The organism is Ostreibacterium oceani (assembly GCF_009362845.1).
Taxonomy (GTDB): Bacteria; Pseudomonadota; Gammaproteobacteria; order Cardiobacteriales; family Ostreibacteriaceae; genus Ostreibacterium; species Ostreibacterium oceani.
On sequence record NZ_WHNW01000001.1, the window covers coordinates 356,229 to 372,294 of the forward strand.

Consider the following 16,066-nt stretch of genomic DNA (forward strand, 5'->3'; position numbering starts at 1 on the left):
ATAGAGTAAATAATTTCATAGAAAGTTTTGCTTTTAAATTTAGTTTGAATGATTGCCTAGACCAACGAGCTGAATAGAAATAAATGTAACTGCATTAAGCAATATCAGCAGCGTTGAAATGCCTAAAGCTTGCCATCCACCGACTGATTTATAGATTCTGACGAAAAATAATACGGACGGGCAAATGATTGCAAAGTAACTGATTGTGATCCAATGATTAATAAATATTGATTTTTGCAAGTCAAACGCTAAAATGACACTGCTGATATTGAGTATCAGCATATAAACTATAAAAAATGGCAGTTGATTTCTTTTGATTAACATGGCGCATCCCCTATGAAAAATAGACACCTTATTTTAGCATCTATTGCGATGAAACGCTTTCGTTAGGGAAAGTGCTTAATCAGGATTTTGTAGGTTATGAATGATAAAATCAGATTTGCAATGATGAAATACTCAACATAGGGGAAAGCATCATATTGCTTGCGTGAAATAAAACGAAATGCATACGTAAACTTACCGTGCTAGCCCCTCACTTGTTTACCTCGCTTGAGCAGGTGCGGGAGCTAAGCTGGGCGTGGATGATGAGTTATAATGAAGAACGTCCGCATGAATCACTAGGCAATCTACCGCCTAGTGATTTCAAGCGACAACTAGCGGCATAAGTCTCTAGTTATAAACTGTGACACTTGACGGTAAGTCTACGAAATGATATTTGCAAAAAAAGGATTTCCATTCATTTTTTAGTGTCTCGTTAGTGCTTTTTTGTTAGTATTGGTTGAAATTTAATTCTAAATATTGCTATCATTCTAACAGGAGTATATATGAAGTTCACAGAAATAACACCGATAAGTCTACTTTTTTTAGGATTTTTTTCATATTCGGCGCCTAACCCAAGCTCGATCTATATTGAAGAACAAATCATCAATGAAGATGCGACAGTCGAAGCGGCACCTAATCAACAGTCATTTGCACCAAAAACAACGTTTATTGGCAAGTCTAGCGCAGATGATTATGATAGCTTTGATGGAACAGACTGGGAAGCTGATAGCGGGAAAAGAGATTTAAAGCCCCTGCAAATAGGCAATAATCATGGTTACACAGCACGCTTTATTGGCTTTGAAAGCAAATGGGGAGAGGATAGAGTCGATCTATACACCGTTTGGCTCAATGAAGGTAGCTATATTTTTGAAGTCGGTATGCCGGTTTATAATAGCGGTAAATCTATCCAAGTGCAGCTCTACGACATTAATGACAACCGAATTGGAAGCGGTGGCAATGTATCTTATTACTATAGCACATACAGTGCTTCGCTAGGCATTCCTGAAGGCGGAGCTAGAATTTATTTGAAAGTCGATTATGAGGGAGCCATTGATACAAATCCAGTTAAATATCGCGTGTTGGTTGATGAAAGCCCCTATGCATTTTTATCCCCACAAGAGCAATTCAAGCAACTCACAGAAGACTTGGGAGGTAACTATTACTACCTGCCAGAAATCAAAAACGGTGATACAGCGGCTTATGAGGAGGCTTTAAATAATGCATTTAAGGATATATTTAAAGCTGCCGATGTGACAATTGAGTCCGTTACTGGTGCATTGCTCGCTGGGCAAAATAATGCTGTTTCTGTTACGATTGCTGATACTGAATGGGCAAGCAGCGATACATTAAAATTAGTGAGCGATGACGATGGTGTAGCGTATCCTGCAACAGTAACATCAGGTTTAGGAACTAAGACATTACGTACATCAGTGGCGATGCCAAGTGCGGCTTCTACAGGGTGTTATAGTGTCTCTGCCGTCATTGGTGGCGCTAGTGCAATTGTCCCCTGCGCACTTAAAATAACACCATTCTCTGGTGGCGAAAACCCTGCGAGCATTCCTTAAGTGGGGCTATTGAGCTCGCTATTGCTTTGTATGTTAATTTTGGGTGGTGGTTTCTTTGTACAAAAAAGACGTCGCCTGAGAGGTTAACTGCTTAGCGGGTAACCAATTAAAACTAAAAAAAGCGAATAGCATGGTGAAAGTGCTATTCGCTTTTGTTATTCTGTACTAAGGCGTTACTACCGATGGGGCAGTAACACCTTAGTCGAATCCGTCAAATCCAAATCCATCGAATCCGCATGATGATAGCGATTATGCCTGTGCGCTAGTCGCTTGTGCGTCTAGTTGTGCAATCAGTGCGGGGTCTAGGTTTAGCGATTTGACCAGCTCACCTAGATAGGCTTTTTCCATGAAATTTTCGTCGTTAATCACCAATCGGCTCATCAAATAGACTTCTGCGGCCAGCCCTGGTGCGTCTGTGTTGGCGGCGATTTCCTGTGGATTGAGTGGTTTGGCGATTTCGCTTTGCATAAATGCAGATAGCTCATTCGATTCGCCGAGTTGATCCATCATGGATTGTAGCGCTTCGGTTTCTTTGGCGTCAATGTGTCCATCGGCTTTGGCGGCGGCAATCATGGCTGAGAGTAGCTTTTTGCTGCGTGCGTCTATTTCGCTTTCGCTCATGTGACTTAACGCGGGTGGGGGCTGGTTGGCTGCTGGGGCACTATTTGCTGGGGCGGTGTCTGTGTGGGTGCTCTCTGCGGCGGCATTTTGTGTTTGCCAATTTTTATACGCCTTAAAAGCGAGTCCACCGAGTGCGGCAACGGACCCAATTTTCAACGCGCTACCACCGATTTCTCGGCCAGTATCAGTGCCAACTAATAATGCTAACGCGCCTGCTGCTAATGCGCCTTTACCCATGCCACCTAGCATGGCGCTGCGTTCTGCGCCTGATTCGGGAACGTTGAGTTTTTCACTGGCAATAGTTTTGCCTTGGTTGGCCATGTCTTGTCCTGCTGAAAGTAGGGCGCCTAATAAATCACTGGCTTTCATTTGTATTCTCCTGCTGGTTGATATTAATAAATAAAGTAATTTAAAAACAAATGGTTATTTTTGGTTTGTTCGTATTATTCTGTATTCGCTACTGGTCTGTATTTGTTACTGGCTTTTATGTGTTATCCCACGCGGTTAAAAATTCGTCAAAATGCGGTTTGTCGGCGTGGCGTAAATAGGTTTTTAAATCGTCGATATGTTGCTGGTATTGCGCCGCTGAGCATAGCCCACGAATTAGCTCAAACCGCAAATAAACCAAATAAGTATTTAACACGTCGGTCTCGCAGTAATCGCGGATAGCGTCTAGGCGGTTGGCTTTGTATAAATCCAGCACCGCACTGCCATCGGTGGCAAGTTTACCAGGAAATCCGCATAGCTTTGCAATATCATTGAGTGGCGCGACGCACCGCCCCTGATAACCCGCAATAACATCCATTAAATCGATGTGCTGCCATTGAAACCGCGAGAGGTAATTGTTCCATTTACTGCCGTTGTCAAAATGCCCGACGTCCCAATAAGTCGGCGCGGCAACGCCATGAAATAACGCGCGATAATGCAGCACAGGTAAATCAAAGCCACTGCCGTTCCACGAGACAAGCTGTGGGCGATACGTATCAATCAGGTTGAAAAACTTGGTCAGCAGAGTTTTTTCATCGTCACCGATCTCCCCGACACTGGCGACTTTGAATTTGCCGTGGCGGCTAAAGCACAGGGCAATCGAGGCGACCTTGTGCAAATGGTGGCGCATAAAGGTATGTCCGACTTCGCTACGGCGGTGCAATTCGGCAAAGTCAAACTGCTCGTCAGGGCTGAGACAATCAACCTGCTGTAACCGTGCAATAGCATCAGCATCGGGGATGGTCTCAATATCAAAAATACACACATTTTCCATACGATTATTATGCCACCATTACGCGCGAATTGTCATTGCCAAAGATTAAAATTTATGGATTATGCTTCAATACATGGGGAATGCTATGGGGTATGGACTTATTGGCATCAGTTCATTTTAGGATATAGTTTTTAATTTTTGGCAGTGGTGGCATTGCTTGTTTAGATTTTCCTTGCATATCCATAATGATACGTTCTATGTTGATACATAATGCTTGCAAAGGCAGACTGTTAGGACAGGTTGAAAAAGGGTCTTCTAAATCTCTAGCGAGCGCATCCAAACCAAAAAACGTGTAGGTAATTAATAGCGTTAACGGCGCAGTTGCCCAAACAGTATGGGAAACTAAGCCAAAAGGCAACAGCAAACAATACAGCATCGCCGTACGCTGTAGCAATAAATTGTAGGCAAATGGAACCGGTGTTTTATTTAAACGTTCACACCCTGCTTGTATCAAATTGATGGCATCGATACGGCTGTCTAGCGTCTGATAGATGATATCTGATATTTTTCCTTGTTGATAATGCTGCCCTATCTCCCTAGATAGCATGAGTAACAACGCATTGGCAGGATTTACTTTACCAAGAATCTGGGCGTGTTCGTCAGCCAATAATCGGTCGATTACCTCGCTATCCATCTTTGTTCCTTGGCATTGATGCCGCAAGCAAATAGGGTAGCAAATCAAATAACGATCAATCCGTGCAATCATATCCGCATCAACGTGGTTGTCCATCACACTGCGTGTTGTTCTGGCGATGGAGCGGGTTTCTTTAATGAGTTGCCCCCATAAATTACGTCCCTCCCACCAGCGTTCATAGGCAGTGTTATTGCGAAAACCCAAAAACAATGAGAGCGCCAAACCAATCATGGTGAAATAACTTAGATTAATGGCGCTAAATATGCTTGGGTGGATATATTGAATAAAAGTCACCCCTAATGCTAAGCAGAAAATGGCGAATAATCGCCATTTAATCAAAGGTACAATAGAACCGTGACGAATAAAAAAGAGCTTCCAAACGGAGGGGTAATGTCGAATAATCATAAGCTGTAAGCAATCAAGCGTGAATTTCGTGGCTTTAATCCAATACGATGATATAACACCATATTGTTAAATTGGGTATCGGTTAGGTATTTGGTTAGGCATTACTGGGGCATTGGTGTTTTCAGATAACGCGCTGCGTTAATACGCTTACCCAGCGCTCATGCCGCGCATGCGCTCGTTTCGTCTTCGTATGAGCTCAAGGGTTGTGAGCAAACAAATTGAAATGAGTACTAAGATGCTGGCGAGGGCCAAAATAGTTGGGCTGATTTCTTCGCGCAGACCTGAAAACATACGCACGGTCATCGGCGTTTGTTCGGGACCGGCTAAAAATAGCACTAATACCACTTCGTCAAGCGAGGTGATAAACGCAAACAAGGCACCTGAGATAACCCCTGGCAATAATAATGGCAGAATCACTCGAAAAAACGTTTCCTTTTGATTCGCTCCAAGGCTTTGTGCGGCTTGTATGAGTCGCTCATCAAAACCAGACAGGCTTGCGGTAACGGTAATCACAACAAAGGGCGTACCTAATACCACGTGGCTTAAAATCACGCCAGTAAATGTATTGGCCAAATCGATTCGAGAGTAAAAACTAAATAACGCAGCGGCTGAAATAATCAGCGGCACAATCATAGGTGAGATTAGCACCGCCATAATGGTGGCTTTATATGGCATCTGCTTGCGATGCAGCCCAAGGGCTGCAATGGTACCTAAGGTCGTGGCAACAAAGGCGGATACGGTTGCTATAAAAAAGGAGTTTCGAATCGAGGACATCCATTCATCACTGCCCAATAAATCTTTATACCAGCGTAATGAATATCCTTCTGGATTAAACGCCAGCATTTTCTCCGTAAAGGTAAAATATGGCTCGGCATTAAATGCCAGTGGAATTATCACAATTATCGGGGCTATCAAAAAAAAGAACACAATCGCGCAAATAAGCATAAAGCAATAATGCCAAATGCGTTCGATTGGTGTTGCGCTTTTTTCTAATTTCATATGAAGCCTCCGCTTAACCAAATTTTAGGCGATCAACGCCAACTAATTTATTAAACAGCCAGTATAAAATCATCACGGCAATCAACAATAAGCTTGCCAGTGACAAGGCCAGTTTTAACTGCGCAGTTGTGCCACGCATGTTATCAGCGATAAGATTTGATATAAATATGCCGGTTTGTCCACCAACTAATGCTGGGGTAATGTAATAGCCGATGGCAATAATAAATACTAAAATTACGCCTGCCGCCAAACCTGGTAAGGTCAGCGGAAAATAGATTCGCCACCACGCTACAAACGGGTGCGCACCCATTGAAATAGCGGCGCGCATATAGCTTGGCTGGATGGTTTTCATCACCGAGTACAGTGGCAACACGACAAACGGCAATAAAATATGCACCATAGCTATGGTCGTACCGGTTGCGTTATATATCATTTGTAGGCGACTTTCATTATTTATTAAACCGCTCCAGACCAGCAAATCATTCACTACGCCCTGCGATTGCAATAACACAATCCAAGCAGAGGTACGCACTAACAGCGATGTCCAAAACGGCAATAGGACTAATATCATTAATAAATTGGATTTCCTAAGTGGCAATATCGCCATCAAATAGGAAATTGGATAGGCAAGTACAATACAAAGAAAAGTAATCAACGCGCTCATAAAAAAGGTGCGTTTAAACAACTTACCATAAATTTGATATTTTTCATCGCGGTCAACAATCTCACCGTCAAGATTGTATTCTTTATCCATTGCCAACAGATAATAACTAATGGTAAATAATCCCGTTTCACGTTTCACTAACTTCCAAAAGCGAACATCCCCCCAATCTTCATCGGCGGCAATAAAACTTTCTTTATAAGGCGCGTTAAATTCTTCAAAATTGCGTGCCGCTCCCATCATAAGGCCGCGTGTCCCTGGCAGTTCGCGATTTAATCGACCGGCAACGCGTCCAATAGTACGGTTTTCCTGACCAATTTTTATATCTTCATACAGCGCCGCATACACCGCTTCATCTGGCAACTGTTCGCCTTCCCAATTCTCAAGTGCTGCAGCTGTATTTGGCAAATAATCATGTACTTCAGGGTTATAGACTGAGCGCCAAATCATCGAAGCGATTGGTCCAATGAAAGTGATGAGCAGAAATAACAATAATGGCAACACTAATAAAAATGCACGACGACGTGCCTTACTATCGGCACGTTTTAGTGCTTTTTCTAAGGATACGCCTGATGCGGTAGTTAATGTGTCTGCCATATGTAGTTACTGGGTAGTTATTGGGTAATTATTGGATAGTTAATCGATAAGTAATTGTTTAAATAGCCTGCGCCCTAATTCGCACTAGGGCGCTCGCCATTATTTATTACGGTTTATTGCGCTAACCAAGCGTTGAAACGCTCTTCGAGTATGTCGCCGTAGTTCGTCCAAAAATCATTATTAAACACAAGTGCCCCTTGTAAATTTTCTGGATTGGTTGGCATGTGTGGCTTCATATCAACACCGGTTTCAGCATGTGTACTGACAAGCGGCGCAGATGAATTACGCGCTGGACCATAGGAAATATACTTGGCTTGATCGGCGAGGCGCTGGGTATCGGTGGCAAAATACAGAAAGTCTTTAATCATATCGAGCTTTTCTTCATTACCAACGGGGACAACCCAACCATCGGCTTCTAATGCCTGACCAGCCCACATGATTTTAAATGGCTGATTTTCGTTGACCTGTGCATTGAAAATACGACCATTATAGGCAGTGGCAATACTCACTTCTTTATCCGCTAACATTTGCGGTGGCTGCGCCCCTTCGGACCACCAAATAACACTGTCTTTGATTTCGTCAAGCTTTGCAAATGCGCGATCTTGGCCTTCCTCTGTTTCTAGTACAGTATAGACATCACCCATGGCAACACCATCAGCAATTAATGCCCATTCTAGATTTTTTTGCGGTATTTTTTGTAAGGCACGCTTACCTGGGAATTTCTCGGTATCCCAAATATCCGCAATCGATTGTGGCCCTTCACTGAGTACTTCGGTATTGTATGCAAATAAAGTTGAGTAGATAATTTGCGGGATGAAGCAATCGCCCAGGGTGCCTTCTACGAAGTCTTTGGATGGCATTGTACCATCAGGTGCCGGTGCTAGCCATTCATCATGGTTAATTTCCATAATAAGGCCTTCATCGCAGGCACGCTGTGCATCGGCGGGCAACATATCCACTAAATTCCAAGTGACATTGCCGGCGCCTACTTGTGAACGAATGCCCGCAAGCGCTTCACTGGATTTGTCTTCCATGATGAGTTTGGTGCCTGTTTTTTCGGTGTAGGGTTCGTTGTAAGCCTTGACTTGGCTATTGCTGTAAGCCCCGCCCCAAGAAACAATCGTTAGACTTTCCTCTGCTGACGCGGCCGTAATCGAAGCCGTTAGTGCGGCTGCAATCGCGAGTGGAACTAAGCCGTTGGTTATTTTTCTATTGTTAGTGTTGTCGTTATTCATGCTATCTTTCTCCTGTCGTGATGTTGAAATGGTTTTATTTTCTTATTGTTATTCTGTTGTCATTCTATTGTTATTCGAGTTGCCTTATTTGTTACGCTATTGGATTTTAGTATGGCAATACCGCATTGTAATAAGGGTAACACTGCGGTTTAGCTATGATTCCAACTAGTGTTTTCAGCTAAGATTTTAGTTAAAATTTTAGCTGAAATTTAGGCATCTAATGCCCTGCAATCATCTAATCGCCAACCGAGTGTCAGCTTTTCACCGACTTTTGGTACGGTAACGTCAGGTGAATTTTTGACTTTGATAATAAATTTATCATTACCCAGTAATTTGACACGCAGGCGCAGATGATCGCCAAGGTAAATTTCCTCTAGTATTTCAGACTCAAAAATATTAGGCAAACTGCCAGCTTCTGGATTGAGAATGATGCGCTCTGGGCGTAGCGAGAGCGTTGATTGTTTGCCAATGCTAGCCGCATTTACAGGCTTTGCTTTGACGGGCTGACCATCGACGACTACGGTACATGTGTCGGCATCGAGGGCATCGATTTGACCAACTAAGCAATTGTTTTCACCAATAAACCCTGCAACAAAAGCATTTTTTGGTGCTTCGTATAGCGTTGAAGGCGTGTCTAGTTGCTGGATAATGCCATCATCAAATACCGCCACACGGCTAGACATGGTCAGTGCCTCGGTTTGGTCGTGCGTGACATAAACCACAGTGAAACCAAGTTTTTCATGTAGATGTTTGATTTCGTATTGCATTTGTTCGCGCAAGTTTTTATCTAATGCACCAAGTGGCTCATCCATCAAAATCAACTCAGGGTCAAATACCATTGCGCGCGCCACCGCGACACGTTGTTGTTGACCGCCTGATAGTTGCGCAGGTCTGCGTCCACCAAAATCACCTAGCTCAACCATATCAAGCACGCGTTTGACTTGTTTTTCAATATCGGGTTTGGGCACTTTGCGCATTTGTAGCGGAAATGCCAAATTTTCAGCAACCGTCATATGCGGAAACAACGCATAATTTTGAAATACCATACCAATGCCGCGTTTGTGCGGTGGCACGTCATTAATGGGCTTGCCGTCTAAGTAGATTTCACCGTTAGTGGCAGGCTCAAAACCAGACAGCATCATTAAGCAGGTCGTCTTGCCAGAGCCTGACGGCCCAAGCATCGTCAAAAATTCGCCTTTTTCAATATCAAGATTCAGGTCTTTGACAACGAGAATCTTGCCATCATAACTTTTTTGAACTTTTTCGAATTTGACAAAAACGTTCGAGGCACTTTCACTCATCTTTTATCCCGTTTATCCACGCTAATGTATTCACGCCAATGTATTCAATGTATTTACGCACTAAGAAGGTCAACATGGCTACTATTATAAACATAAATAATAGTAAACATCAAATGGATTGCAAATGGATTGTTTTTTTGGGGCAATATGCTGTTTAGCGGCTAGCTGAGGTCGAATTTGCGCAAATTCATTAAAAAGGTGGGTGCTGCAATTTGCTTTTCAAATAGCGGATTGAAAAGCGGATTGAAAAGCGGATTGAAAAGCGGATTGAAAAGCGGATTGAAAAGCGGGTTTAAATGTATCATTTTGATTAGCGCTAGGAGAGATATTGCTTTTTTTGGGTTATTTTGTGCGACAATGGCTAGTCAATTTTAAAATGGCAACAGAGGTACCGCAATGATTTATTTACCGACGTCCAACCCCTTAGTCCGCAATACTTATATTCAAAATGCGGTTTCTCAAGATAATCGAAATGTCGCCACTCTGGGAATGGTGCTGAGAATAGCGCTGAGAATGCTGCTGAGGACGGCTCGGAAGATGATTGGACGCTGGCGTATTTTGATACTTTGCCTCTTGTCATTTTTATTGAGTGTGGCAGCATTGCCTCAGGCGCAAGCCCAGTATTCGACTCAGGAAAAAACTCAGGAAAAGTCAAGCAATCCCGTTCGCGTTGCATCCAAGATAGATACCGAAGGTAGTTTATTAGGTGAATTGATTTTGCAGACCTTGGTTGCAGGCGATGTCCCTGTGGAGGACAAGCTGTCTCTCGGGGCGACAAATATTGTCAGGAATGCGTTACTCAATAACGAAATCGATTTATATCCCGAATATACAGGGAACGGCGCGTTTTTTAGCCAAACAACAGAAGACACGGTTTGGAAATCATTAGAAGCCGGCTATGAACAGATAAGTGCATGGGATTATGACAATAACAAATTAGTTTGGTTGCAGCCCGCGCCTGCAAATAATACGTGGGCAATTGCGGTTACTCGCGAGTTAGCGGAAAAGGAATCCCTAGCGACATTGGCTGACTTGGCGTCCTACGTTAATCGTGATGGGAAAATTAAATTGGCGGCTTCGGCGGAATTCGTCAATAGTCCAGTAGCCTTGCCTAGTTTTCAAAAAGTGTATGGTTTTACCTTCAATGACGGACAGTTATTAGTACTTTCTGGCGGCAACACCTCTGCGACAATTCGAGCCGCCGCCGAAGGAATAAACCAAGCCAATGCTGCGATGGTTTACGGCACTGACGGTGCAATTTCAGCGGCTAATTTGGTGGTTTTAGACGATATCCAAGGTGCGCAAGCGGTTTATGCGCCAGCGCCAGTCTTGCGCGAAGAAATACTGGCTGATTATCCGCAGATTCCTGAATTGTTAGCCCCAGTATTTAAAAAGTTAAACCGTGAAGTACTACAGGGACTTAACGAAAAAATTCAAGTACAAGGCATGCCAGCAAAACAAGTGGCAAAGACCTTTTTAGTATCGAACCAGCTGTTACCCAAAGCAGAGGAATCTAAGCCCGACAAGTAAACATCATATTATCACCTATTAATGCTGCTTGCTTGTAAACTCGCCACCACGATGGCGCCACAAAATGCGACTAAGCGAATTGATTTAACGAATTTATATCGGATTTATATCGGTTTATATCGGTTTATATCGCTGGCAGTGTTCGTTTAGTCGAGATGCGAAGATAGTGTTCTAACTAGCGCTTACCCATTGAATAGTCAATCAAATAACAAGTTATCTTTACCCCTTGACGAGCGGCCAATTAAGCATCGAGTGATGTTGGTGCTAGTTATACTGATGGCGGTTGCTTCATTTTTATTGCCCCTATTGCATTTTTCTCCGAATCGATTTCAAAGCGGACAAGCAATAAAACTGGTAGACGTTCAGTTACTGGTCTGGTCAATTTGGGCTGCCTATTTGGTTTTACTGTGGCTGTTGGCTGTATTTAAGCCATTTAGCCTTGTGACTTACCATGCGATGTTAACGTATGGCGTTGCCTTGGTTGGATTATTGGCTTGGCTTTATTTAATGGCAAGTGCTGCGACTCAAGCAAGCATTGAGGGTTCGGCAGCCAGTCGCGTCATGATAGGCAGTGCGTTTTGGTGTGTATTGCTATTGCTATGTTTGATAGCGTTAGATGCTTGGTTGCGCATGGCAGGGCAACGGTTTAAATACAGTTTGAGTATCGTGAGCGCCTGTGTCATCTTTGTTATTGTTGCCATTTGGTTTCATGTAGGGCAATTTGATGATTTATCCATTATCAAGGAGTACCACCATCACGAAGACCGGTTTAAGACGGCTTTTGTTAATCATATCGTGTTGGTATTGATTGCATTGGTACCGTTACTGGTTATTGGGTTGCCGCTTGGTTGGTTGATTTGGCGTTATCCCCGCTTAAATGGGACGGTCTTTGGGGTGTTGAATTTCTTTCAAACAGTGCCGTCAATTGCGTTATTTGCCTTGTTAATGGTGCCATTGGCGAGCTTGTCGAATCAATTTCCGTGGCTCAAGACGCTCGGTGTCAGTGGTATTGGTGCAGCGCCTGCCATCATTGCTTTGATTTTATATACGTTGCTGCCTTTGGTCAGGAATACTTACACTGGCTTAGCAGAAGTACCATTGAGTGTAATCCAAGCATCACAAGCAATGGGGATGGGTCGATGGCAGGTTGCTTGGCACGTGTTAATACCGTTGTCATTACCCGTTATTTTGTCAGGAATTCGTATTGTCATTGTGCAAGCTATTGGGTTAACTGTTGTCGCAGGTTTGATTGGTGCTGGCGGTTTGGGTGTCTTTGTTTGGGAGGGTTTGGGGCAGTATGCAATAGACTTGGTGTTGCTTGGTGCCATTCCTACCATATTACTGGCAATTGTTATTGATTTATTTATGCAATGGCTGATTGCCATTAGTCGTCCAGCGGGAAGCCGTGTAATATGATTGAATATAGAAATATTAGCAAGCGTTATGCGGGGCATGATGTGATTGAGTCACTTAGTTTAACGGTACCATCTGGTGAGTTTGTTGTCTTAATCGGTCCGTCGGGATGTGGCAAATCGACGTTGTTAAAAATGCTAAATCGATTGGTTACGCCTAGCGACGGGGATATTTTGCTCGGTGGAACACGCCTGAATGAAATGCCGCTGACCAAGCTAAGGCGGCAAATCGGCTATGTTATCCAGTCAACAGGGCTTTTCCCGCACTGGACAGTCGCTAAAAATATTGCCACAGTGCCGCGGTTATTAGGTTGGTCGCCAGCAAAAATTGAAGCACGGACTGAACAATTAATGCAACAACTGGATTTATTGCCCAGTAGCTATTATTGGGATAAATATCCGCATGAATTATCAGGTGGACAAGCGCAGCGTGTTGGCGTGGCGCGGGCGTTGGCTAGCGATCCGGATATTTTGCTGATGGATGAGCCGTTTGGGGCATTGGATCCAATTACGCGAGAAGCCTTGCAGCGCGAGGTTCGTGATATTCAGCGACAAACAGGAAAAACGGTGATATTTGTTACTCACGATATGGATGAAGCGTTGGCATTAGCAGATAAAATTGCAATTATGCAATCGGGGCAGTTGGTGCAATTTGATACACCCGTCGAAATTTTGATTAACCCTGCAAATGCGTTTGTTGAGGCGTTTGTTGGTCAGTCTGATTTGGGCTTAAAGCTTTTGTCACAACGCCAAGTTGTGCAATATACTCAGCCAGCAAAACAGCGCAGCGATGACGCAGGGCATCACTGGGTAGTGGATGCGCAAAATCAACCCAAGGCATTGCATGGCGGTAAACTGCGCGATGATAGACGAGAGGTAATTACAGCCGTGGATGCGCAATGGGTAGCCGAGCCTAGCATGACAATGAAAGAGGCCCTGTCACGCATGGTTTGGTATCGTGTTGCTGTTCTGCCTGTAGTGGGCGCAGGCGGTGAGCTTATTGGTGAGGTTGCCTTGTCATCGATTATGGAGCCACCCAAATAATGTCGTCAAAAGTAGCATGGTCGTCAGTGCCTTGGTTGTCACGGCTTGTGTCACGGTTTTTGCTGCTATTTGGGCAGTTGTGGCTTATGGGGTTGATTGGGTTGTTTGTGTGGCTGATGTTTTATATGCCGACATTGGCGCCGTGGTTCGCGCATTGGTTTCCTGATGTGCCTGAACCAATTTACCAGCGCGAAAGCTTTGTTCGCTTAACCATGGCGCACTTGTTATTGGTTGCCAGTGCATCAATATTCGCAATTATCGTTGGCATGGGTGCGGGGATTGTTGTGACGCGCCCGTGGGGCAAGGATTTTGAGCCGCTGGTCTCTGCATGTAGTGCAATCGGTCAGACGTTTCCGCCTGCTGCCGTATTGGCAATTGCTGTGCCAGTGGCCGGGTTTGGCTTTTGGCCGGCGTTGATTGCGTTAGTACTGTATGGACTGTTGCCGATTGTAGAAAATACCATTCGTGGGTTAAACTCGATTCGCCCGATAGTAATTGAGTCAGCGAGGGCAATGGGGATGGATGGTTGGCAACGCTTGTGGCAAATTGAGTTACCGCTGGCTTGGCCAATTATCATGGCAGGCATACGTGTGTCGGTGATGATTAATATGGGCACGGCAACGATTGGCTCTACGGTAGGTGCGCTTAGCCTAGGGACGCCGATTATCGCAGGGCTTGTTAACTATAACATGGCTTTTGTGATACAGGGGACGATTTTGGTGTCACTGATGGCAATTATACTGGATCGACTTTTTGAGCGGCTGACACAGAAAAAGCGTAGCGCATGAAAAATTAAGGAAATTTGGATGGTTTGGATGGTTTGGATGGTTTGGGATGGTTTGGGATGGTTTGGGATGGTTTGGGATGGTTTGGGATGGTTTGGGATGGTTTGGGATGGTTTGGGATGGTTTGGGATGGTTTGGGATGGTTTGGGATGGTTTGGGATGGTTTGGGATGGTTTGATATTGGGGTAATGGTGGAGGCGGGGGGAGTTGAACCCCCGTCCGCAAATTCTCACCTTAAGGATCTACATGCTTAGATTCGTCTTTAATCTGATTAGCAAACAGTCGACGATCAAACAATCTGCTAACGAGCCTATCTTTAGTTTAGTATCAGTCAGGAAGGCACTGACATCAACGGTTCTGTATATATGATTCCTATTTTCGGCCTACAGACAAGCTGAAGTAGGAACTAGCTGGGTTATTAAGCAGCTAGAGCAAAGTTTTCGTCATTTGCGACTATTTTTTTGACACAATTTTAGCGAGTTAGCATCGTACTCGGCATGCACCATTAAGCTTCATAATCCACGTCGAAACCAAATGCGCCCCCATTTCTGGGTTAATAAACTTTCAGTGGCTTTGCAATTCACTGTGTTTATATCAGACTATCTTAGTCTATTTACTAGATGGGGGCAACCGTTTATTTTTTCAAGTGGGTGCTGTGAGATTGGGTGGGTAGGCCGAGTCATTTAGGTTTAAGCGAGTTTTTCATTAAACTCAGCAGAGCGTCCTATCTTTCGAGGTATTGAAGTTTGTCTGGTACGCCATCCCACGTTTCGTGGTCAGGTAGTGGGTCTTTTTTGACCGTAATCACTGGCCACGCTTGTGCGAGTTCGGCATTGAGGTCCATAAAATGAATTTGTTTTTCGGGCAAGTCTTCTTCGGCAAAAATAGCGTCGACAGGACATTCGGGCTCGCAAAGTGCGCAGTCAATGCATTCATCTGGGTCGATGACGAGAAAATTAGGGCCTTCATGGAAACAGTCAACTGGGCAGACCTCTACACAGTCAGTATGCTTGCAGCGAATACAGTTGTCAGTTACTACGAATGTCATAAAAAAACCTTTGCTTGTATATTATATTATTACTGCTTGTTTGATAACGTCGATAACGAGGCACTAGGAATAAAGCGCCTATTATCTGTAGATATCAAATCAATAGGGGCTTATTTTACGCATTTAGCCAATAGATTGCCAGTGTTTTGTCGGTGAATTTGGCGTCAGAGCGCATTAAAATCGCATTAAAATTAATAGCTGCGACAAGGGTATGGTAATGCCTTAGTTGAGTTAAGTGAAATCTCAAGTAATGAATATGTACAATTAATTAGCCCAGTGAAGGTCGGGCAAGCGTTATGACGGATTGTGGCGTGTAGTGCGTGCTACGGTGGGTTGACAGGCGGGGCTGGTTGGATTTTGGTCGGGCTTACCTATCTATCAAGGGGGGAGGCGGAAAGTACAACTTTGCCGCAAAATACAGCCTAAAATGAACAAGGGCGCAATGAGGGGCATTTTATTTGAAAATAAAATCGCTTTAATAATAATGAAGTATGAATTAATCCGCTATTTTCTGCAAAAACTTATCAAAAAGTATTTGACGGGTGTTTGCTGGGGTGTATAATACGCATCCTCGCCTTTTGGGGCAGATCTTTAACAGATGGTAGACAAAATAATTTGTGCGAGTATTTTACTTGTCAATTCAAAAA

General features: G+C 43.9%; 13 protein-coding genes, 1 other RNA gene and 1 pseudogene. 6 read left to right on the forward strand and 9 right to left on the reverse strand.

Going from position 1 to position 16,066, the window contains the following annotated elements:
• Positions 1-524: 524 nt before the first annotated feature.
• A pseudogene (locus tag GCU85_RS01535) lies at positions 525-665 on the forward strand (integrase core domain-containing protein); the annotation flags it as partial.
• A 159-nt stretch (positions 666-824) separates the two neighbouring features.
• Positions 825-1,886: a hypothetical protein gene (locus GCU85_RS01540; RefSeq protein ID WP_152808628.1), complete on the forward strand. Its 1,062-nt coding sequence runs from the start codon at positions 825-827 to the stop codon at positions 1,884-1,886.
• A gap of 249 nt (positions 1,887-2,135) precedes the next feature.
• Here the strand turns inward: GCU85_RS01540 and GCU85_RS01545 are convergent, their stop codons facing one another.
• The 7 genes from GCU85_RS01545 to GCU85_RS01575 form a co-directional block, all read right to left on the reverse strand.
• Positions 2,136-2,876: a tellurite resistance TerB family protein gene (locus GCU85_RS01545; protein WP_152808630.1), complete on the reverse strand. Its 741-nt coding sequence runs from the start codon at positions 2,874-2,876 to the stop codon at positions 2,136-2,138.
• Between the two features lie 115 nt (positions 2,877-2,991).
• Positions 2,992-3,768 (reverse strand): 3'-5' exonuclease, encoded by a 777-nt coding sequence (locus tag GCU85_RS01550; protein ID WP_152808632.1) that lies wholly within the window; start codon positions 3,766-3,768, stop codon positions 2,992-2,994.
• 112 nt (positions 3,769-3,880) lie between these two features.
• On the reverse strand, positions 3,881-4,807 hold the full coding sequence (locus tag GCU85_RS01555; protein WP_152808634.1) for a bestrophin family protein: 927 nt from the start codon (positions 4,805-4,807) through the stop codon (positions 3,881-3,883).
• Positions 4,808-4,954: 147 nt separating this feature from the next.
• Positions 4,955-5,806: an ABC transporter permease gene (locus tag GCU85_RS01560; protein ID WP_152808636.1), complete on the reverse strand. Its 852-nt coding sequence runs from the start codon at positions 5,804-5,806 to the stop codon at positions 4,955-4,957.
• A 13-nt stretch (positions 5,807-5,819) separates the two neighbouring features.
• Positions 5,820-7,064 carry an ABC transporter permease gene (locus GCU85_RS01565; RefSeq protein ID WP_152808638.1) on the reverse strand — a complete coding sequence of 415 codons (1,245 nt, stop codon included), beginning with the start codon at positions 7,062-7,064 and terminating at the stop codon, positions 5,820-5,822.
• Positions 7,065-7,177: 113 nt separating this feature from the next.
• Positions 7,178-8,299: an extracellular solute-binding protein gene (locus tag GCU85_RS01570; protein WP_152808640.1), complete on the reverse strand. Its 1,122-nt coding sequence runs from the start codon at positions 8,297-8,299 to the stop codon at positions 7,178-7,180.
• A gap of 209 nt (positions 8,300-8,508) precedes the next feature.
• Positions 8,509-9,600, reverse strand: a complete 1,092-nt coding sequence (locus GCU85_RS01575) for an ABC transporter ATP-binding protein (protein WP_152808642.1) — start codon at positions 9,598-9,600, stop codon at positions 8,509-8,511.
• A gap of 396 nt (positions 9,601-9,996) precedes the next feature.
• Here GCU85_RS01575 and osmF point away from each other — a divergent pair, with 396 nt between their 5' ends.
• The 4 genes from osmF (at position 9,997) to GCU85_RS01595 (ending at position 14,374) form a co-directional block, all read left to right on the forward strand.
• Positions 9,997-11,130 (forward strand): glycine betaine ABC transporter substrate-binding protein OsmF, encoded by a 1,134-nt coding sequence (osmF, locus tag GCU85_RS01580; RefSeq protein WP_218110464.1) that lies wholly within the window; start codon positions 9,997-9,999, stop codon positions 11,128-11,130.
• Between the two features lie 255 nt (positions 11,131-11,385).
• On the forward strand, positions 11,386-12,546 hold the full coding sequence (locus GCU85_RS01585) for an ABC transporter permease (RefSeq protein WP_152808644.1): 1,161 nt from the start codon (positions 11,386-11,388) through the stop codon (positions 12,544-12,546).
• Positions 12,543-13,586: an ABC transporter ATP-binding protein gene (locus GCU85_RS01590; RefSeq protein ID WP_152808646.1), complete on the forward strand. Its 1,044-nt coding sequence runs from the start codon at positions 12,543-12,545 to the stop codon at positions 13,584-13,586. Before GCU85_RS01585 ends, GCU85_RS01590 begins: the two co-directional genes overlap by 4 nt.
• A gap of 86 nt (positions 13,587-13,672) precedes the next feature.
• Complete coding sequence (locus tag GCU85_RS01595) at positions 13,673-14,374, forward strand: ABC transporter permease (RefSeq protein WP_152808678.1); 702 nt, start codon at positions 13,673-13,675, stop codon at positions 14,372-14,374.
• 186 nt (positions 14,375-14,560) lie between these two features.
• Here GCU85_RS01595 and ssrA read toward each other — a convergent pair.
• Both ssrA and fdxA read right to left on the reverse strand, forming a co-directional pair.
• Positions 14,561-14,915: a transfer-messenger RNA gene (gene ssrA, locus GCU85_RS01600) on the reverse strand.
• Positions 14,916-15,095: 180 nt separating this feature from the next.
• Entirely contained in the window at positions 15,096-15,419 is a 324-nt protein-coding gene (fdxA, locus tag GCU85_RS01605) for a ferredoxin FdxA (RefSeq protein WP_152808648.1), read from the reverse strand.
• Positions 15,420-16,066: the final 647 nt, after the last annotated feature.